Consider the following 20,250-nt stretch of genomic DNA (forward strand, 5'->3'; position numbering starts at 1 on the left):
ATCACATAAAGTCGAAACGCCCGCTCCGCTTGGACGTTGCTCCGCGTTTCTGCTCAAATCCTGATTCAGGTTTAAGTAGAAACGCTTTAAAGCAAGCGCCCCGTCTTTTTCCACCAAAGACGGGGCGCATCGCGTTTAAGGGATGGAGTGGCGAGATTTACTCGGCAGCCACCTCGTCCACAGGACGTGATTTGCCATTATCATCAACGGCAACCATCGTGAAACGCGCCTCGGTGACGTGTTCGCGCTTCGCGGAGTAGGCGCGACGGGCCCAAACTTCGATCCGGATCACCATCGAGGTGCGCCCGACATGATCGACAGCCGTGTAAACACAGAGCGTATCACCGATTTTCACGGGCTTTTTAAAGACGATTTCATTGGCCGCGATGGTGACCGTGCGCCCGTTGCAGCGCTCGTTGGCGCGGATTGCGGCGGCAAGGTCCATCTGGCTCATCACCCAGCCACCGAAAATATCACCGGCGGCGTTGGTGTCTGCGGGCATGGCGAGCGTGCGGAGGGTCAGCTCCATGCCTTCGGGGGTATGTGCTTCTGACATTTTGGAGTTCCGTTTCTTCTACTTCTCTCCCCGCCCTCCAGATCGCATGTCGCGATCCTGTCCTCAACCCCTTGATCTGACACGCAAAGCCGGTTTCACCTGAGCGCATGACAGAGATATGCAGACTGAAACGCAGACAAGAAAAAACCCCGCCGGTGTGGCAGGGCTTTTTTCTTGTCTCTTCCGGAGAAGAGTGGTGCGGTCGAGAAGACTCGAACTTCCACGGGAGTTACCCCACAGCGACCTCAACGCTGCGCGTCTACCAATTCCGCCACGACCGCACTGTCTTGACTTGGTGAGGGGCTATGTAGCGAAGCGGTTCGGGGAAGTGAAGAGGAAATTGTCAGAAATTGCGATTTTTTTTCGCGGCGGTTCTGCCCCTCGCTTTTCACCGAAAAAGCGCAGGTATTTTGCAAGGGCTGTCATGCTCTATAGAACCAATACTCAAGAGGATTTTCTTGCTCATCAAAGGATCGAAGACCCATAGTCGACGCTCCATACCGCCTCAAATCGCAGGGCTTGAGAACAATCAGGAACCTCATTCGGTGACAGTCCCGCATAGCTTCAGCGCAGCACCGATCTGGCCTCACCATCCCCCTAGCCCTTTTCCCCGAAAGCTTCTCGCGGTACATGATCCGGGAGACCGACAAGCGGAGACGAGCGATGGTAGAGTGGCGCATTTCTGAAGGGTTGACGGATTACGACTTTGCCGTCGCCGAAATGGAAGCCCGCGCGGAGGCGGTTGCCAAGGGCGAGGCCGAGGAGCTGATCTGGCTGGTGGAGCATCCGCCGCTCTACACCGCAGGCACCTCTGCCAAGCGCGAAGACCTCGTCGATCCGGATCGCTTCCCCGTCTATGCAAGCAAACGCGGCGGGCAATACACCTATCACGGGCCGGGGCAGCGGGTGGCCTATGCCATGCTCGACCTGAACAAGCGCGGCAAGGACGTGCGCAAATTCGTCGCCGACATGGAAGCCTGGGTGATTGCCACCTTGGCCGAGTTCAATGTCACCGGAGAAATCCGCGAAGGGCGCGTCGGCGTCTGGGTGGTACGCGATGACAAACCGCTGACCATCACCGGCGCAAAAGCCGAAGACAAAATCGCCGCCATTGGTCTGCGCGTGCGCAAATGGGTGTCGTTTCACGGCCTCTCGATCAACGTCGATCCTGAGCTGAGCCATTTCGACGGCATCGTCCCCTGCGGCATCCGCGAACACGGCGTGACCTCTCTGGTCGATCTCGGCCTTCCGGTCACGATGGAAGACGTGGACAGCGCGTTGCAACGCACCTTCGGCGACGTGTTCGGGGGGTGAGCGCAACAGGGCTTTTGCGCCATGACTTATTTGCTATAGAGCGCATATATGTGGTATTAACGTGTAATTTTTAAAAGGTTTTAGGATTGCCCCACGTTGTTCAGGCTGATTTCCAGATATCTAACTGCAGGACTTTTGGCGGCCTTCATTGCCCTGCTCATTCTGATCTCATCCCCCGCGCCAGACGCATCCGGCACTGATCCTAACCGACCAGATGAGAGCGCCTTCACAGCCTGCCGCCATGACATATCCGCAAAATGCCTGACAGATCTGGGCGTTGCTGCGGCAATGGGTGAACGATCATTGCCGGGATATTCACGCGAAGTTGGTATGCTGGCCCAGATGGGCCGAATAGATGACGCGCGGGCCTTGGAAATACGCGTTTGGAGCGAGCAGCCGGACACTCAGAACATCGGGGCTGATAGAGTAGAGACACGGGTAAATCGCAGACTCGCCCCGCATCTTCTGACCGCCGCTCTGCGCCGTGGAGAAAGCCTGCAAGCGGCCATCGCGGACACGCCCGGCATCGATCCCGGCGTCTTGAGGATCAGCGCCCTCGATCTGCTGGGGCGTCATCCCTATGAGACGCACATCGAACCGGAAGGCACGCCTGACGCCCACACGCTTGGCCTTGTCGCAGAGATGGCCGACACCATCGCGACCATGGCGCAACAAGAGTTGGAACGGCCGAAAACCACCGCGCTGATCTATGCCGCCGAACTGCACGCCGCGCTCGGCCATCGTGATCGCGTCATGGCGGTGCTCGCCGCCCTGCCCCAAAATATGGAAAATCCTCTTTTAATCATGAGCGAAGATCTGATCCGGATCATCGGCGCCCCCGAGGCCTTGGAGATTTACCGCAACGCCGGCGGACAACGTACATCCTTCCTGCTGGACCTTGCCGAAGCGGACACCGACCAGACCCGCGCGGGGCAATATCTGGAACAGGCATTTTCCGAATTTCAGACCCAAAAGATTTTTCCCGATTTCTCTGGCATGGAAAAGACCGCCAACCGTGCGGCGGCACTCGGGCTCGACGAACTGTCACTCCGGCTGGCACGCAGATTAGACGAACAGGCACAAACGGCTCCTTCCGCATTGCCTGTGTTCCCCCATCTCCGTGCCGCGCGCGCCCTTCTGAACGCCAGAGCTCCCGAGACGGAAGTCCGCGCCAGCCTTGCACGGGCCGAAGCAGCCATCCCCGGCAATCCGTACAAGGTCGTCGGCGTGGGCGTCATCGGCGGTGCCTATCGTTGGAGCAACTCCGGCCTCAACGCGGAGGCCCGACGCGACATTGCCCGCCTGCACGCGCGGCTGGGCGAGTTCTCCAAGGCAGTGCAAATCATGGAAGGCATCGACCAGCCCGTGTTTTCGTGGAACGCGATGCTGAGCGCGGATATTCCTGTCGATGGTCTGGCGGACCTTCTGGCCGCCTCGGAAGGTATTTTGCCCCGCGACGGACACGCCTATGTGCGGGCGCAACTGGCGCAGACGCTTTTGTTCAGCTCGGACACCGAACGTACACGAAACTGGGCGCGGGCAACCGCAAACGACCTCCTGACAATGAAGAAGTTTGACGGAGAGCGCGCGGCCCTCATCTATAGCACGCTGGCGCGGCTCGGCACCCGGCTGAACGATCCGGACATCGAACGACTGGCGTTGCACCGGCTTGCCGAGGCCGCGCTTGCGTCACGGGACTATGGCGATCTGATCCGTGCCGGATTTAACTGGCATAAAGCCGGAATGGCGCAATAGGCCTGTGGCCCTTGCCATGTCAAACCTAAAGCGTTTCGACTTTAACTTGATCTATCACATAAAGTCGAAACGCCCGCTCCGCTTGGACGTTGCTCCGCGTTTCTGCTCAAACCCTGATTCAGGTTTAAGTAGAAACGCTTTAAGTCCCTCAAGCAATTTGAGCAGGATCAAAGTGCGACAAGCCCGGACTGGTATCACGAACCGAACTCACTATGGTGAGATTGGACACATGAATCACTCGGGAGATGAATACCTTATGAGCAAGCTTTTTGCCTTCACAGCCGCCGCCCTGTTGGCAACCTCCGCCGCTGCCGTTGCGGGAGACCCGGAAAAGGGTGCCAAGGAATTCAACAAATGCAAAGCCTGCCACATGATCGTGGATGATGCGGGCGAAACCATCGTGAAAGGCGGCAAGACCGGCCCGAACCTCTATGGTGTGATCGGTCGCCCGGTCGCCAGCTACGACGGCTTCAAATACGGCGACGGCATCCTTGCCGTACACGATACCGGCATGATTTGGACCGAAGAGCTGCTCATTGAATACGCCGCCGACCCGACCAAGTTCATCGACACGCATGGCGGCTCCGGTCGCTCCAAGATGACCTTCAAGCTGAAAGACGCCTCGAACGTGGCGGCTTATCTCGCATCTCTCGCCCCGGCCCCGGAAGCCCCGGTGGAAGAGGCTCCGGCAGAAGAAGCACCAGCGTCCGAATAAGGTCGTCGATCTTTCGCCCCATTGAAAACGCCGTCCTCTTGGGGCGGCGTTTTTCTTTGCTCATTTCCTGTCCTACACCCACGGGTTTGGCACGCCTCGGCTCCCCTTTCACCTCCCAATTTGAACATTTCACAATCGAAAGACGCAAAAAAATTGCGCTCTTGCCAGAGAGACCCTAAGACTTAATGTGTCACTATGTCGCAATGATCTCCGAAAAGGAGGCGCACGCACCGGCATGACAGGCGTTTGGAGGACGCCTGACTGGCATACGGCCCGGACTTGGTCCGGGGGAGGATTTGGGAGGATCACATGGCAGATGCCGCCATTCACGGCCACGAACACGTGGACAAACGGGGCTTTTTCACCCGTTGGTTTTTATCGACGAACCACAAAGACATCGGAATACTCTACCTGTTCACGGCCGCCGTGGTCGGGTTCATTTCCGTCGCCTTCACCGTTTATATGCGGCTGGAGTTGATGGAGCCGGGGGTACAGTACATGTGCCTCAACGAAGCCGGAGAATCCGCCGCGCGGCTCCTCTCGGGCATCGGCGCTGAGGATTGTACGCCGAACGGGCATCTGTGGAACGTGATGATCACCTATCACGGCGTGCTGATGATGTTCTTCGTGGTCATCCCCGCCCTGTTCGGGGGCTTCGGCAACTATTTCATGCCGCTACAGATCGGCGCGCCGGACATGGCCTTCCCGCGTCTGAACAACCTGTCCTACTGGCTCTATGTGGCGGGCGTCGCGCTCGGCATTGCCTCACTGCTGGCTCCGGGCGGCAACAGTCAGGCGGGTTCAGGTGTCGGCTGGGTGCTTTACCCACCGCTTTCCACATCCGAGGCGGGCTATTCGATGGATTTGGCGATCTTCGCCGTTCACGTCTCCGGCGCGTCATCGATCCTTGGCGCGATCAACATGATCACCACCATGCTCAACATGCGCGCGCCGGGCATGACCATGTTCAAAGTGCCGCTGTTCTCGTGGTCGATCTTCGTCACAGCCTGGCTGATCCTCTTGTCCCTGCCGGTTCTGGCGGGCGCGATCACCATGCTTCTGACCGACCGCAATTTCGGCACGTCCTTCTTCCAACCCGGAGGCGGCGGCGACCCGATCCTGTATCAGCACATCCTTTGGTTCTTCGGACACCCGGAGGTCTATATTGTCGTGCTGCCGGGCTTCGGTCTGATCTCCCACATCATCGCGACCTTCTCGAAGAAACCGGTCTTTGGCTACCTGCCGATGGTCTGGGCGCTGATCGCAATCGGGGTTCTCGGCTTCGTCGTCTGGGCGCACCACATGTATACGGTCGGCCTGACGCTCAGCCAGCAGACCTATTTCATGCTCGCCACCATGGTCATCGCCGTGCCGACGGGGGTGAAGATTTTCAGCTGGATCGCGACCATGTGGGGCGGCTCCATCGAGTTCAAGACGCCGATGCTCTTTGCCTTCGGCTTCCTGATCCTCTTCACCATCGGCGGCGTGACGGGTGTTGTGCTGTCGCAGGCGGGCGTCGATCGTGCGTATCATGACACTTATTACGTGGTGGCGCATTTCCACTACACCATGTCGATGGGCGCGGCCTTCTGTATCTTTGCCGGGATATACTTCTACATCGGCAAGATGTCGGGGCGGCAATACCCGGAACTTGCGGGCAAGATTCACTTCTGGATGTTCTTCATCGGCGTGAACCTGACCTTCTTCCCGCAGCACTTCCTCGGTCGCCAAGGCATGCCGCGCCGATACATCGACTACCCGGAAGCCTTCGCCTACTGGAACAAGATCTCGTCCTATGGCGCGCTCCTGTCCTTTGCGTCCTTCCTGCTGTTCATCGGCATTGTGGCCTATACCCTGTTCGCAGGCCGCCGCGTGACCGAGAATAACTATTGGAACGAATATGCCGACACGCTGGAGTGGACCCTGCCCTCTCCGCCGCCGGAGCATACGTTCGAGCAGCTGCCCAAGCGCGAAGACTGGGATCACCAACACGCGCATTGAGCCTCGGCTCCGAGATGACACCAAAAGGCCCCTCACGGGGCCTTTTGCATGTCGGCAGCCCGCCTCATTAACCAGTTAAGACATAAGACAGGCTCCGCCCCGTCCAAGCCACGGTTTGTGCCCATTCCCACAGTAGCTTCGAGGCAGGGATGATCAGGAGCCGCCATGTTAGCCTATTTCTTCAAACCCAGAGACACCGGCGAAATCCCTCCCGCGACGGTGATTTCCGACCGCTGGCACAAGCCGCAATTCTCGAAGATTTACGACACACGCGTGCGCCAAACCCGCGTGGCGATGCTGATCGCCTGTCCCGAGCCCCTGTTCGAAGATCACAATCCGCACCCCGCCCGCATCGACGCTCTGGCGCAGGAGATCGACCGCATCGTGCGCTCGAAATGGGCGAGCCGGGAGGCCGAACGGGTGACACACTTCTTCGGCACGGACGCAACAACAAGCTTTGTCGCCGTGCTCGAACATACGGCCATCGGCGCCTATGCCGCGCCCGAGCAGCGCGTGAAGGCCTATTACGAATTCGACGGCAGACGCATCGGCCATCTGGTCCCGCGCGGACGAGCTTTCCATGACACCTCCGCAGATCAATGCCTAACCCTATAGGGACGCTCCGCGGGCGAGGCCGAGAGGGCTATGCGGAACATGGATTTGCGCTTAAAGCGTTTCTACTTAAACCTGAATCAGGATTTGAGCAGAAACGCGGTGCAACGTCCAAGCGGAGCGGGCGTTTCGACTTTATGTGATAGATCAAGTTAAAGTCGAAACGCTTTAGGCTATTGGGTAAAACGACACGCACATGCCCTATCTCTGGACCCCGCCTCATGACACCGTTCCGCTCGGCGCGCCCGAGACCGACGTTCCTTTGTGGCGATTGGAGCTGTGGCCCCATCGCAGCCTCGGAAGCAAAGGCTTCTCCGCCGCCATCTGGCTCATGTTTGCGGGCGGTTTGATCCCCGTGGTGCCTTTCATCGGCACCACGGCTTTTTGGGTGCTGCTCGGGTTCATGATGATCGCCCTTACCGCGCTCTGGGCGGCGCTGCGCCGCTCCGACCGGGAGGGGCTGCGCGAAGAGATGGTGATCTGGCAGGACCGGGTCACGCTTAGCCATTGGCCCGAAAAAGGTGCGCGCCTCGACTGGGAGGCGAACCCGTACTGGCTCCGCGTCACCTTGCACCCCGAACACGACAAGGTGGAAAACTATCTCACCCTGAAAGGTGCGGGCGAAAACCGGGAGGTCGAACTCGGAGCCTTTCTGGGCCCGAAAGAACGGCGACGCCTCCACGCGGAACTCACCGCTGTCTTGGCGCGGATGAACGCCTGACGCACGCAGCAGCAGAAATAAGAAAACCGCCCCCAATGAGGAGCGGTTTTAAGGGTACAACGCGGGGCGATAAATCAGCCCAGACGCGCCTTGACCAGCGGACCAGCGGACCCGAAGTCCATTTGTCCGGTGTATTTGGACTTCAAAGCGCCCATGACTTTCCCCATGTCACGAATGCTCTGCGCGCCCGTCTCAGCGATGACCGTGGTGATGGCCTTGGCCACCTCATCCTCGGACAGCTGACGCGGCAGGAATTCCTCGATCACGGCGATCTCGGAGCGTTCCTTTTCCGCCAGTTCCAGACGCGCGCCCTCTTCAAAGGCTTTCGCGCTTTCCTGACGCTGTTTCACCATTTTGCCGAGGATCGCGAGAATGTCGCTGTCGGAGACAACAACGTCTTCGCCCTCGCCACGATTGGCAATCTCGCGGTCCTTGATGGCGGCGTTGATCAGGCGCAGCGTCGTCAGACGTTCGCTGTCCTTTTCCTTCATCGCCGTTTTCAGTGCGGCATTGAGCCGGCTTCGCATATCCATATGGGCCTCATCCCCTGGTGATGTCGCAAGAGGCCAACATAACGAAATCCCGATCCATTCTCAACCGTTGATGGGAGCGATAACATATTGAAATCGTTGCGTCGCAGAAATGGAGGAAAAATCCCCCGAGGCGCGCTTGACGCCGGAAGCCGCTTTCCTTAGGTTCCGGCCAATTTTGCCCATATAGGAGAGTCGTGTCATGGCATCTGGTCAAACTACCGGAAAACCAACTGCTTGTCTGGCGCTGGCCGATGGAACCCTCTTTTACGGAATGGGCTTCGGCGCGACAGGCGTCACCACCGCAGAACTGTGTTTCAACACGGCCATGACGGGATATCAGGAAATCATGACCGATCCGTCCTACGCCGGACAGGTCGTGACCTTCACCTTCCCGCACATCGGCAACGTCGGCGTGAACGCGGAAGACGATGAGACCGCAGAGCCCGTCGCGGCAGGCATGATCGTCAAATGGGATCCGACCGACTCGTCGAACTGGCGCGCTCAGGAAGAGCTCGGCCCGTGGCTTGAGAAACGTGGCCGCATCGGCATGGGCGGTGTAGACACCCGTCGCCTCACCCGCGCGATCCGCCAGCAAGGTGCACCGCATGTCGCCATCGCGCACGATCCCGAAGGCAACTTCGACATTGAAGCTCTGGTCAAACAAGCCCGCGACTTCTCCGGTCTCGTTGGCCTCGACCTCGCGAAAGACGTGACCTGCGCCCAGTCTTACAAATGGGACGAAATGCGTTGGTCCTGGCCCGATGGGTTCCCGAAGCGCGAAGGCAAAGGCTTCAAGGTCGTGGCCGTCGATTTCGGCGCGAAACGCAATATCCTGCGCTGCCTCGCGTCTGCGGGCTGCGACGTGACCGTGCTTCCGGCCACCGCCACCGCAGAAGAAGTTCTGGCGCATGCGCCTGATGGCGTGTTCCTGTCAAACGGTCCGGGCGACCCGGCAGCGACCGGCGAATATGCCGTGCCGATGATCAAAGGCGTGCTTGAGAAAGACCTGCCGGTCTTCGGCATTTGCTTGGGGCACCAGATGCTGGCGCTGGCGCTTGGCGCCAAGACCATCAAGATGAACCACGGTCACCACGGCGCGAACCACCCGGTGAAAGATCTCGACACCGGCAAGGTGGAGATCACCTCGATGAACCACGGCTTCACCGTGGACACGCAGACCCTTCCGGCGGGCGTCAAAGAGACCCATGTGTCTCTCTTCGACGGTTCGAACTGCGGCATCGCGGTCGAGGGCAAGCCGATCTTCTCCGTGCAATACCACCCGGAAGCGTCTCCGGGTCCGATGGACAGCTACTACCTCTTCGAACGCTTCGCAGCCGCAATGGCCGAACGTGCGGGCGAAAGCGTGTAAGCGCACCGACGCTCCTTCGACAAGAGACAAGAAAGGCGGGGTTTCCCCGCCTTTTTTCATGTTCGGACAGCCTAACCCACGATTTCATAACCTTTTCAGAACTTTGGTTAACTCAGTATTAACCCTCCCCACGTCAAACTTTCTCAAAGGCTGGCGTGCACCGGCCAAGCGTTTGTGTGACCGGGGTTTCAAGCGATGTCCTTCGACCTGCATCTCCCTTTGCAGACTTTACAATTGCAGGACGCCCAGCGCGTCGCGGCACGCCCGGACACGCGCCCGCCACGCACATCCCGCGCCCGGAAACCCATCGGCCAAATTCTTGTCGAGATGGGGGCCCTGACGCCCGAAGACTTGCTCCGCGCCACCGTCTTGCGCCAACGCGAGGACACCCGCATCGGAGACATTCTTCTCGCCCATGACATGGTGGACGAGCACAGCCTATACGCGGCAATCGGGCGGCAATATCAGGCGGAAGTGGCCGACCTAGCTCAAACCCCGCCGGATGTGAGGCTGATCGACCAGTTGGGCGCGGACAAATGTTTGCAGAGTGGCATCTTGCCGTGGAGACAGGCCGGAGGCACCGTGATCATTGCCGCATGTCGCCCGGAAACATTCGAGGCTCTGCGGCCGCAGTTGACCGCCTTGTTCGGGCCTGTGCGCATGACCGTCACCTCGGAAACCGCATTGCATGACGCCATCCTGCACTCGCGCCAACGCCGCTTGGCCAGCTGCGCCGAAACCCGTGTCGCCGCGCATGAAAGCTGCCGGGAAATGGATGTACGCAAACTCGCCGGTCTGTTTTCCACCCTTGGTGCCTCTGCGCTCATCCTGTCCATTTTCATGCCCTTGCTGGCCGCCATCCTATTCACCACATGGGCCATTCTCACCCTGCTGATTGTCACGGGCCTGCGGCTCGCCGCGGCCTTTGCGCAGGCCGGAGCGGCAAGAGACCGCAAATCGACCTTTGCCTCGCACCGCGCCCCCCCTCGCTTGCCGATCGTCTCGATCATGGTTCCGCTGCTCAAAGAGCGCGAGATCGCAAATCGCTTGATCAAACGCCTGTCCCGCCTGTCCTACCCGCGAGAACTGCTCGACATCTGTCTTGTGGTCGAAGAGGACGACTTGGTCACACAGGAGGCGATCCGCCAAGCCGCCCTGCCCCGCTGGATCCGCCAGATCATCGTGCCGCGCGGCGGGCTCAAAACCAAACCCCGCGCTCTCAATTTCGCGCTCGATTTCTGCCGTGGCTCCATTGTCGGCATTTACGACGCAGAGGACGCCCCAGAGCCGGATCAAATCCACAAGGTCGCGGCCCATTTCGCTCATGCCGGCCCCGAAGTCGCCTGCGTGCAGGGTATTCTCGACTTCTACAATGCGCGGACAAATTGGCTGTCCCGTTGCTTCACCGTGGAATACGCGAGTTGGTTTCGGGTCATCCTGCCCGGCTATGAGAAACTTGGCCTGACCGTTCCGCTTGGCGGCACGACGCTGTTTTTCCGGCGCGAGGCGTTAGAAGAACTGGGCGGTTGGGACGCGCATAACGTCACCGAAGACGCCGATCTCGGCATACGTCTGGCGCGCCACGGCTATCGCACGGAATTGATCCACACGGTGACCGAGGAGGAAGCCAACTGCCGCCTCTGGCCGTGGATCAAGCAGCGTTCCCGCTGGCTCAAGGGCTATGCCATGACTTACGGGGTGCATATGCGCAACCCGCGCCAGCTTTGGCGCGACCTTGGGCCTTGGCGTTTTTTCGGCGTGCAGGCGCTGTTTCTCGGCACATTGAGCCAATTCATCCTCGCGCCTTTTCTCTGGTCGTTTTGGATGTTCCCTCTTGGCCTGCCGCATCCGATGCGGGCGATCCTGCCCCATGATCTCTTGGTCGTCCTCGGCGGGATATTCCTGTTGTCAGAAGCCATAACCATCGCGACAGGCCTTGTCGCAACCTCCACCCCAAAGCACAAATGGCTCTGGCCGTGGGTGCCGACGCTGCACCTCTATTATCCGCTCGCGACACTCGCCGCGCTCAAAGGGCTGTGGGAGATGATCTCCAAACCGTATTACTGGGACAAGACGGCCCACGGCCTGCATGATCTTGGGTTTTATGAGGAGGACGCCAAGCCGCGCTCAGCTGCGGCAGAGGCCACGACATACTCCGCAAAACCGCGTAAGACATGCATGGGGATGGCAGAACCATCAAGGCACTATATTCACGAGGCGAAGCCAGCTATCGGGCATGGCGGACATCCGGAGCGGCATCTGACGTTCGGCCTCGATGTGACACGCATTATTGGTCAGTCAAACAGAAAAGCATCAAAGCCACAGGTCAAAGCGGAGTGGGTTCATCTCGCCGCTTTCGCAGACATGCCGCCCTTTTTGCGAGACGCGCATGACGCCCTAGCGCCAGAGAACACGGCCCACGAGACCGCAGCACGTCCAATCGTCGTCAGAGACTTCAGCGCTCTTTTTCAGCGTCGATTTTCAAACGCGTGACAAAAGCCTTGGAAATGTGATCCGACAGCGCCTTATGCGCCGCATCCCCATCCCCCGCCTCAATCGCGGACACGATCAGGTCGTGTTCCTTGATCGCTTCCTCGCCGCGGCCTTCTGCAGCCAAAGACGTACTGGCCAAAAGCGCCATTGAGCGGTGCACAAGATCGAGCTGTTGCACCAGATATTTGTTGTGCGAAGCGAGATGGATTTGCTTATGGAAGCGACGATTGGCGCGCGACATGTCTTCGGGATGGCCGATCAGGGCGCGGTCGTCTTCGACCATGTCCCGCAGCACCCGCACCTCTTCCGGCGTGGCGTGACGGGCCGCGAGACGGGCCGCCAAGCCCTCAAGCTCGGTGCGCACCACGTAGAGATCCGCCATTTGATTGTGATCCAGCGAGGCGACGATGAGCGAGCGTCCGTCGCGGCTCAGCATCGACTGGGTTTCAAGACGCTGCAAAGCCTCCCGCACAGGGGTACGGGACACGCCGAAGCGTTCGGCCAGCTCGCTTTCCACAAGCCGGTCGCCGGGGCGGTAAATCCCGGTATCGATCGCCTCGAGGATCATCTCATAAGCGTCTTTCTGGCTGGCGCGCGGGTCTTTCATCTGACGTCACTTTTTTCTTATGGGGACAGGCCATGACCATAGACAGCGGTAGACCCCACGATCAAGCGCTAACATGCGGGCTGCTTGCATGTGCCACGGACCCGGCCTAACAAGAGCGCATGGTAGCCGATCACTTCTCTCACGTAAAAACTTGGGTCTTCGACCTCGACAATACACTCTATCCGCCCGAGGCGGCTCTGTTCGCGCAGATCGAGGTCAAGATGACAGATTGGGTCGCCCGCGAATTGCAGGTGAGTTCTGATGAAGCCAATCGACTGCGGCGCGAGTATTGGAGCGAATTCGGCACCACGCTCTCTGGCATGATGGCAAAACACGGCACCGATCCGCTGCCCTATCTCAGCTATGTACATGACATCGATTTCTCCGGACTGACCCGCGACGCGGAACTCAAATCCGCGATCACAGCCCTGCCGGGACGCAAGATTGTCTACACGAACGGCTCTGCGCCCTATGCCGAACGTGTGCTCGAAGCGCGCGGGCTGACCGGCATTTTCAACGCGGTCTATGGCATCGAACATGCCGACTTCCACCCGAAGCCGCAGGCGCTGGCCTTTGATACGGTGCTCGGGCGCGACGGGGTCGATCCCAAGACCGCCGCGATGTTTGAAGACGATCCGCGCAATCTCGAAGTGCCGCACGGGCTTGGCATGAAAACCGTCTATGTCGCGCCCTCACCGCTTGATCCTCCGGCGCCCCATATTCAGCATCACACCGATGATCTCGCCGGGTTCCTCCGGGCGCTGATGGCCTGAGGCACAGAAAAAATCGTCTCCTTTCAGACCTGCGACAAATCGCCGCCGTGACCGAAACGCACGCGCGCCTGTAACAGGTCCGGAACCAAAAAGCGCGGGAACCGCGCGGCCATCGCACATCCACAAAGATCAACCAGATCGCTCAGACATTCGGAGTACGCACATGACCGACGCCACCACCAATACGTCCGCTTCCACCGACACACACGACCATCACGACGAGGGTCTTGCCACCACGCGCGGCGTGGCCCTGTTTCTTCTGCTTGTCGTCGTCGTCATCGCCGCCGTGATCTACGGCATGTTCGCGATCGGCCCCTGGGTGCTCGGCGTGACCGCTGTTGCGACCGTTCCGCTGATCTACATCGTGCTCCTCATCCTCACCGTCGGGAAGTAAACAGGCGCGGGCTGATGCTCGAACCTGAGACAGCCTGTCCCTTGGACATTCCTCTCCTTTGCGCCTATCTGTTGAGCGACTGACGCTTCTGGCGCAAAGGAGTTCTCATGCCCGACCGTATTTCCTCGCAGGACACCGTGGACGTTCTCGTTTCAGGCGGCGGCATCGCCGGCCTGATCGCAGCGGCAGCCTTTGGCGCGGCAGGATTTCGCACCCTGATGGTGGATCCGACGCCTCCCGTTGTCACCGGAGATGAGGCCAGTTCCGATCTGCGCTCGACCGCCTTCCTGCGTCCGGCCCGTGACCTATTCGAGAAAATCGGCATTTGGGCCGATCTTGCTCCCCATGCCACCCCGCTGGAAGCCCTGCGCATCGTTGATACGGTCGGCCGCCCCGCGACGATCCGGACGGAGCGCCAGTTCGAAGGCCGCGAAAGCGCCGACGAGCCGTTCGGCTGGAACTTCCTGAACTGGGTCATTCGTCGCGAACTCGCCCGCGCGGTGCCGAACATTTCGAATGTCGAGCTGCGCTACGGTGTCGGCTTCAAGAGCCTTCTGACCCGCACAAGCGAAGCCATGGTGACCCTGACAGACGGCAGCATGGTACGTGCGAAGCTTGTCATCGCCGCCGACGGGCGCGAGTCCCCCGTGCGCGATGCGGCTGGCATCCCTGTCAAGACCACGCGCTACGGCCAGAAGTCTCTCGCCTTCACCGCGACGCATGACCTGCCGCACAACAATGTCTCCACCGAGATTTACCGCGAAGGCGGTCCGTTCACGATGGTGCCGCTGCCCGACATCGACGGCAAACCCGCCTCCGCCATCGTCTGGATGAACAAGGGCGCTTATGCCACCGAACTGCTCAACATGGCGCCGGAAAAGTTCAACGCGGTGATGACCGAACGCTCTGCCGGGCTGTTCGGCAATCTGGAACTGGCTTCCGGTCGGGCGATCTTCCCGATCATCACCCGCGTGGCGGAGCGGTTGTCGTCAGAGCGCGTCGCCATCATCGCCGAAGCCGCCCACGCCCTGCCCCCGATCGGCGCGCAGGGGCTGAACACCTCACTGAACGATCTGGCGGAGCTGCTGACGCTTGCCGAAGCACATCGCAGCGATCCCGGCACCCAAACCATGCTCGACACCTATGCCCGCAACCGGTTGAACGACATCACAAAACGCGCCCGCGTCGTCGATCTGTTCAACCGTGTGACCCGCTCCGAGAGCGACATTCTTCAGATGGTCCGACTCTGGGGCCTCAAGGCGGTGCATGACGTCAAACCCGTGCGCATGAAGGTGATGCAAGCCGGGCTCGGCCCGATCTGAGGCCTGTAACGGTAGCTGTTTCCTTTGCTGCCCCAAATACTCAATAGAAACGGCGCGCAGGGTTTCCCCCGCGCGCCGTAAGACTTTTCCTGCGATGGAACTCAGGCCTGAACCGCGTCGAGCGCCGCTTCCAAACGCGCGACCGTCGCGTCCACGTCATAGAGTTTGTCGAGGCCGAACAGACCGAGGCGGAAGGTCGAGAAGTTCTCACCCTCATCGCATTGCAGTGGCACACCCGCCGCGATCTGCACCCCATGGGCGGCAAAGGCCGCGCCCGTCTTGATCGCGGGATCATCCGTGTAGCAGACGACAACGCCCGGCGCTTCGACACCTTCGGCGGCAACGGACTTGACGCCACGTTCGGCCAGCAAGTGACGCACACGACGCCCCAACTCCCATTGCGCCTCGGAGAGTTTGGCGAAACCGTAATCCTTGGTTTCAAGCATCGCATCGCGGAAGGCGCGCAATGCGTCGGTGGGCATCGTGGCGTGATAGGCGTGACCGCCGCCGGTGTAGGCCTCCATGATCGTCAGCCATTTGGCCAGGTCGATCGCAAAGGAAGAGCTTTGCCGAGATTTCACCACCTCGACCGCGCGCTCGTTCAACATGACGAGACCGGCAGACGGCTGGGCCGACCAGCCCTTTTGCGGCGCGGAGATCAGGATATCGACACCGGTCTCCTTCATATCCACCCAAGCGCAACCGGATGCGATACAGTCGAGCACCATCAGCCCGCCATGCTCATGCACGGCGTCGGCCAGCGTGCGGATATAAGCGTCAGGCAGGATCATACCGGAGGCGGTTTCGACATGCGGCGCGAAAATGGCAGCGGGTTTCAGCTCCCGGATTTTCGCGACAACCTCTTCCAGAGGCGCCGGGAGGAACCCGGATGTCGGTTCATTCCCGGTCCGACGCGCCTTCAGCACGGTCTGAGACGCCGGGATCTGCCCCGCCTCGAAAATCTGCGACCAGCGGAAGGAAAAGAACCCGTTGCGGATGACCATGACGTCCTCCCCACCCGCGATTTGCCGCGCGACCGCCTCCATCGCATAGGTGCCGCCGCCGGGCACAACTACGGCCGTATCCGCGTTATAGACCGCGCAGAGCGTCTCGTGGATGTCGGTCATCACCTTTTGAAAGGTCTTCGACATGTGATTGAGCGAACGATCGGTGAAGACCACGGAAAATTCGAGCAATCCGTCGGGGTCGATATCGGAACGTAATGCGGGCATGAGATCCTCCTTTTCTCGTGCAAAACGGTGCCGTGGCGCCACAATCGGCGGGCGAAGCCACCCCAAACCGCCCAAAATGGCTGGACAGGGCCATCTACGCACCTGAATTATGGCAAAAAAGCGTCACGCCACGGATCAGGCCAAACAAGAGCACCGAGCGCGGCAAAACACAAGCGGTCGAAGTCCGAACGGGCGGGAGATCGTCGTGACGCATCGAGGCAGACCGGGGCATGCCCCGCAAAACATACGGGCTGAGCAGACATGCCGACAGAAGAACTCATCGTGATGGGCTCCTCCATCGTGAACAATCCGATTGGCTATTCGAGTGACCCGCAGGGTGATGAGAATGACGGGGCTTATCTAACGGGGGGCACAACCGTCTTCGACAATGACGCCGTTGTGGTGTTCACATTCGAAAATGTGACCGACGGCGCACTCAGCAATTCAAGTGAAGTAACGGGGATCACGGTCTACGCCAATGCCGCCGATTACGTGAATGGCGAGGTACTCTACGATTATGAGTACGAGGCCCAAAGCGGAGGCGGATGGGGTGGTCGCGGTGGAGGCCGCGGCGGCGGCTCGAACGACAATGGCCAGGACATCAACACATCCGTCCACTACATGGGGGATAACTATCTCTATTTCAGCGCCTCGAATTTTGTCTCCGACGACCCGGACGCTCCAGATCTCACGGCTTTGTTCATCACGCCCGGCGTCAACATTCAGGATGAATTTCCGATCTGGCTCAGCCATGAAAACGACAATGACTATAATGGCGATGGCCTCATCGATTCTGAGGAAGAAGGCGATGGCATTTTCGAAATCGACGAGAACAACACCTTCGCCGAGAAGGAAATTAGCGGCGCAGTGTGTTTGACGCGCGGCACCTTGATCGACACGCCCGAAGGCCCTCGCTTTATCGAAACGCTCAAGGTTGGCGAGCTGGTACACACGCTTGACAATGGCCCACAGGAAATCCGCTGGATCGGATCGCGCCGGGTCGCAGCTCAGGGCGCTCTTACTCCCATCCGAATCAAGGCAGGCGCTTTGGGCAACCTGCGCGATCTCACCGTCAGCCCGAACCATCGCATGCTGATCCGCGGACCGTTGGCAGAGGTGCTTTTTGGTGAACGCGATGTTTTGGTCGCAGCGAAACATCTGGTGAATGACGACACGATCCGCCCCATCGAAGGCGCCCATGTGGACTATTTCCATATGCTCTTCGACCGGCATGAGATCATCTTTGCCGAAGCTTGCCCGACCGAAAGTCTGCATCCGGGCAAAGAGGCGCTCAAAGCCGTAGACCATACGGCGCGGGCCGAAATCCTAACCTTGTTCCCGGAACTGGAACATCGGCAAAAGACCCTCTCGCGTTACGAATTGAAAGCATGGGAAGCGCAGGCGCTCAGAAAGGCAGGGTAATCTCCACCCCATCATCGGAGGCAATTTCTACCGGGCGCGGCAGAGGGATCGGCGAGCTTTTCATCACCTGACGGCAAAACGGCTGCGCCATGACCCAGCGCTGCATGTCTTCGCGCTTGCGGCTCGAATGGAACGGCCCCCAATCGGCCGCGACACCGCGCATGCCTGCGCTCACGACGCCATCGCGCGCGACGGTTTTATTCATGATGCGGATCGCACAGGACAGGTTGCTCGGACCGTCCTTCAAGGCTTCGCCGCTGCCAGCCCGGCACTTATAGAGCCGCGCGGTCGCAGGTGAGATTTGCACGAGGCCAAACCACTTGCCGCCCCCGCCCACTGCGGTCTCGCGCCATGTGCTTTCGTGATAGGACAGCGAAGACAGAAGACCGGCCCAAAATGCCGCGCGACCGTTCTGGTCCTGCGAGGCGTAGCCCGGACACCAATCATTGATGTCCTGCGGCACGGTTTTGACAAGGCGCTGACCATGCGAGGCCACCGCCTTCATCGCGGCGCGGGTCCATTGCGGGCCTTCGTTCTCGTTTTTCCAGCGCAGTTTCGGCATGCGGATGACATAGGGACGTGCGAGCGGCACCGGGCTGGCCTCAATCGGGGCGCGCGCGAAGGCGATCTGATCCGGCAGATTCTCGATCAAAGCTTCGGCCATGCCACGGTCGGGCGCTCCCAGCAAAGGAAGGCACAGAGCCAGCGCCGCAGCCCAATGTGTTATCCGCGATGTCCGCATTCCCCGCACCCACGCAGCCTTCGGCATCCTTATTCCTGCGCGCCAATATGCGCGAGATCGCCCCGTTTGCAAACCCGCCCCCTTGCCCCCCGGCAAGAGAGCGCCTAGAACGCCCCAAAGCCCTCGCTTTAAAGGACATGCGCATGCTGGATCATCTCGAATATTCCGCACCGAAACCGAAGGTCATCTCCGGTGCGAAAGAAGACTGGGAACTCGTGATCGGGATGGAGATTCACGCGCAGGTCAGTTCCGAGGCGAAACTGTTTTCCGGCGCCTCCACCGGCTTTGGTGCCGAGCCCAACTCGCACGTCTCCTTCGTGGACGCCGCCATGCCGGGCATGCTGCCGGTGATCAACGAATATTGCGTCGAGCAAGCCGTCCGCACGGGTCTTGGCCTCAAGGCCGACATCAACCTGTTCTCGGCCTTTGACCGCAAGAACTATTTTTACCCCGACCTGCCGCAAGGCTACCAGATTTCCCAGCTTTACCACCCCATCGTGGGCGAAGGCGAAGTGCTCGTGGACATGGAACCGGGCATCGGGCGCAAGGTCCGCATTGAACGCATTCACCTTGAACAAGACGCGGGCAAGTCGATCCACGACATGGACCCGACGATGTCCTTCGTCGACCTGAACCGTACCGGTGTGGCGCTGATGGAAATCGTCTCCCGCCCGGACATTCGCGGGCCGGAAGAGGCCGCCGCCTACGTTCTCAAGCTGCGCCAAATCCTGCGCTACCTGGGCACCTGCGATGGCAACATGCAAAACGGCAACCTGCGCGCCGACGTGAACGTCTCCGTCTGCCGTCCGGGCCAGTATGAGAAATACCAAGAAACGCAGGATTTCTCCCATCTCGGCACCCGCTGCGAAATCAAGAACATGAACTCGACCCGCTTCATCCAGCAAGCGATCGAGTACGAAGCCCGTCGCCAGATCGCCATCATCGAAGACGGTGGTACGGTTGATCAGGAAACCCGTCTCTATGACGCGGTGAAGGGTGAGACCCGTTCCATGCGCTCGAAAGAAGAAGCGCATGACTATCGCTACTTCCCCTGCCCGGACCTTCTGCCGCTTGAGATCGAGCAAGAGTGGGTGGACGATATCGCGAAATCTCTGCCGGAACTGCCGGACGAGAAGAAAGCGCGTTTTGTGAAAGACTTCGGCCTGTCCGAGTATGACGCAGGCGTTCTGACCGCCGATACGGTGAACGCGGACTTCTTCGAGAAAGTCGTCGCCACCGGCGAAGATGGCAAGCTCTCCGCCAACTGGGTGATCAACGAGCTGTTCGGTCGTCTGAAGAAAGACGACACAGACATCACCGAAAGCCCCGTCTCCCCGGACCAACTCGGCGGCATCGTCAAGCTGATCAAAGCCGACACCATTTCCGGCAAGATCGCGAAAGACCTGTTCGAGATCGTCTACACCGAAGGCGGTGATCCGGCAGAGATCGTCGAAGCGCGCGGCATGAAACAGGTGACCGACACCGGCGCCATCGAAGCCGCCGTAGACGAGATCATTGCTGCCAACCCGGCGCAGGTCGAGAAGGCCAAGGCCAACCCGAAACTCGCGGGTTGGTTCGTCGGTCAGGTGATGAAAGCCACCGGCGGCAAGGCCAACCCGAAAGCGGTGGACGAGCTGGTCAAGGCCAAGCTGGGTCTCTGAGAACCACCAAAGCCGTCCTTCGGGGCGG

The 20,250-nt window shown here is 59.8% G+C and carries 18 protein-coding genes and 1 tRNA gene; 13 read left to right on the forward strand and 6 right to left on the reverse strand.

Annotated elements, in window-relative coordinates:
- Nucleotides 1-157 precede the first annotated feature (157 nt).
- Nucleotides 158-556: an acyl-CoA thioesterase gene (locus ACYBHZ_RS13440; protein ID WP_460274797.1), complete on the reverse strand. Its 399-nt coding sequence runs from the start codon at nucleotides 554-556 to the stop codon at nucleotides 158-160.
- Between the two features lie 194 nt (nucleotides 557-750).
- A tRNA-Leu gene (locus ACYBHZ_RS13445) sits at nucleotides 751-837 on the reverse strand.
- Nucleotides 838-1,186: 349 nt separating this feature from the next.
- Here ACYBHZ_RS13445 and lipB point away from each other — a divergent pair.
- The 6 genes from lipB (at nucleotide 1,187) to ACYBHZ_RS13475 (ending at nucleotide 7,674) form a co-directional block, all read left to right on the forward strand.
- Nucleotides 1,187-1,870 (forward strand): lipoyl(octanoyl) transferase LipB, encoded by a 684-nt coding sequence (lipB, locus tag ACYBHZ_RS13450; RefSeq protein WP_460274798.1) that lies wholly within the window; start codon nucleotides 1,187-1,189, stop codon nucleotides 1,868-1,870.
- Between the two features lie 369 nt (nucleotides 1,871-2,239).
- Nucleotides 2,240-3,625, forward strand: coding sequence for a hypothetical protein (locus ACYBHZ_RS13455; RefSeq protein WP_460274799.1), 1,386 nt, complete (start codon nucleotides 2,240-2,242; stop codon nucleotides 3,623-3,625).
- 256 nt (nucleotides 3,626-3,881) lie between these two features.
- Entirely contained in the window at nucleotides 3,882-4,340 is a 459-nt protein-coding gene (locus ACYBHZ_RS13460) for a c-type cytochrome (RefSeq protein ID WP_460274800.1), read from the forward strand.
- 309 nt (nucleotides 4,341-4,649) lie between these two features.
- Complete coding sequence (locus tag ACYBHZ_RS13465; protein ID WP_460274801.1) at nucleotides 4,650-6,341, forward strand: cytochrome c oxidase subunit I; 1,692 nt, start codon at nucleotides 4,650-4,652, stop codon at nucleotides 6,339-6,341.
- A gap of 165 nt (nucleotides 6,342-6,506) precedes the next feature.
- Entirely contained in the window at nucleotides 6,507-6,956 is a 450-nt protein-coding gene (locus ACYBHZ_RS13470; RefSeq protein ID WP_460274802.1) for a hypothetical protein, read from the forward strand.
- Between the two features lie 193 nt (nucleotides 6,957-7,149).
- The gene (locus ACYBHZ_RS13475; RefSeq protein WP_460274803.1) at nucleotides 7,150-7,674 is read left to right on the forward strand and encodes a DUF2244 domain-containing protein; all 525 of its coding nucleotides are present in this window, start codon (nucleotides 7,150-7,152) and stop codon (nucleotides 7,672-7,674) included.
- Between the two features lie 74 nt (nucleotides 7,675-7,748).
- Here the strand turns inward: ACYBHZ_RS13475 and ACYBHZ_RS13480 are convergent, their stop codons facing one another.
- Nucleotides 7,749-8,207, reverse strand: a complete 459-nt coding sequence (locus ACYBHZ_RS13480) for a GatB/YqeY domain-containing protein (RefSeq protein ID WP_460274804.1) — start codon at nucleotides 8,205-8,207, stop codon at nucleotides 7,749-7,751.
- A 199-nt stretch (nucleotides 8,208-8,406) separates the two neighbouring features.
- Between ACYBHZ_RS13480 and carA the strand changes: the two genes are divergently transcribed.
- The gene (carA, locus tag ACYBHZ_RS13485; RefSeq protein ID WP_460274805.1) at nucleotides 8,407-9,576 is read left to right on the forward strand and encodes a glutamine-hydrolyzing carbamoyl-phosphate synthase small subunit; all 1,170 of its coding nucleotides are present in this window, start codon (nucleotides 8,407-8,409) and stop codon (nucleotides 9,574-9,576) included.
- 195 nt (nucleotides 9,577-9,771) lie between these two features.
- The gene (locus ACYBHZ_RS13490) at nucleotides 9,772-12,069 is read left to right on the forward strand and encodes a glycosyltransferase family 2 protein (RefSeq protein WP_460274806.1); all 2,298 of its coding nucleotides are present in this window, start codon (nucleotides 9,772-9,774) and stop codon (nucleotides 12,067-12,069) included.
- Here the strand turns inward: ACYBHZ_RS13490 and ACYBHZ_RS13495 are convergent.
- Nucleotides 12,032-12,676: a GntR family transcriptional regulator gene (locus ACYBHZ_RS13495; protein ID WP_460274807.1), complete on the reverse strand. Its 645-nt coding sequence runs from the start codon at nucleotides 12,674-12,676 to the stop codon at nucleotides 12,032-12,034. The genes ACYBHZ_RS13490 and ACYBHZ_RS13495 overlap by 38 nt on opposite strands.
- A gap of 119 nt (nucleotides 12,677-12,795) precedes the next feature.
- Between ACYBHZ_RS13495 and ACYBHZ_RS13500 the strand changes: the two genes are divergently transcribed.
- The 3 genes from ACYBHZ_RS13500 to ACYBHZ_RS13510 all read left to right on the forward strand — a co-directional run bounded on the left by ACYBHZ_RS13500 (nucleotide 12,796) and on the right by ACYBHZ_RS13510 (nucleotide 15,165).
- On the forward strand, nucleotides 12,796-13,449 hold the full coding sequence (locus ACYBHZ_RS13500) for a pyrimidine 5'-nucleotidase (RefSeq protein WP_460274808.1): 654 nt from the start codon (nucleotides 12,796-12,798) through the stop codon (nucleotides 13,447-13,449).
- Between the two features lie 163 nt (nucleotides 13,450-13,612).
- Nucleotides 13,613-13,843, forward strand: coding sequence for a hypothetical protein (locus tag ACYBHZ_RS13505; RefSeq protein ID WP_460274809.1), 231 nt, complete (start codon nucleotides 13,613-13,615; stop codon nucleotides 13,841-13,843).
- Nucleotides 13,844-13,950: 107 nt separating this feature from the next.
- Nucleotides 13,951-15,165, forward strand: a complete 1,215-nt coding sequence (locus ACYBHZ_RS13510; RefSeq protein WP_460274810.1) for an FAD-dependent monooxygenase — start codon at nucleotides 13,951-13,953, stop codon at nucleotides 15,163-15,165.
- Nucleotides 15,166-15,266: 101 nt separating this feature from the next.
- Here the strand turns inward: ACYBHZ_RS13510 and ACYBHZ_RS13515 are convergent, their stop codons facing one another.
- On the reverse strand, nucleotides 15,267-16,397 hold the full coding sequence (locus ACYBHZ_RS13515) for an aminotransferase class V-fold PLP-dependent enzyme (RefSeq protein ID WP_460274811.1): 1,131 nt from the start codon (nucleotides 16,395-16,397) through the stop codon (nucleotides 15,267-15,269).
- A 261-nt stretch (nucleotides 16,398-16,658) separates the two neighbouring features.
- On the opposite strand from ACYBHZ_RS13515, the gene ACYBHZ_RS13520 reads away from it, so the two are divergent.
- Complete coding sequence (locus tag ACYBHZ_RS13520; protein WP_460274812.1) at nucleotides 16,659-17,819, forward strand: Hint domain-containing protein; 1,161 nt, start codon at nucleotides 16,659-16,661, stop codon at nucleotides 17,817-17,819.
- Here ACYBHZ_RS13520 and ACYBHZ_RS13525 read toward each other — a convergent pair.
- Nucleotides 17,803-18,483, reverse strand: a complete 681-nt coding sequence (locus tag ACYBHZ_RS13525) for a transglycosylase SLT domain-containing protein (protein ID WP_460274813.1) — start codon at nucleotides 18,481-18,483, stop codon at nucleotides 17,803-17,805. The genes ACYBHZ_RS13520 and ACYBHZ_RS13525 overlap by 17 nt on opposite strands.
- Nucleotides 18,484-18,704: 221 nt before the next feature.
- Between ACYBHZ_RS13525 and gatB the strand changes: the two genes are divergently transcribed.
- Nucleotides 18,705-20,222, forward strand: a complete 1,518-nt coding sequence (gene gatB / locus ACYBHZ_RS13530; protein ID WP_460274814.1) for an Asp-tRNA(Asn)/Glu-tRNA(Gln) amidotransferase subunit GatB — start codon at nucleotides 18,705-18,707, stop codon at nucleotides 20,220-20,222.
- Nucleotides 20,223-20,250: the final 28 nt, after the last annotated feature.

This window comes from Celeribacter sp. ULVN23_4 (assembly GCF_054788345.1).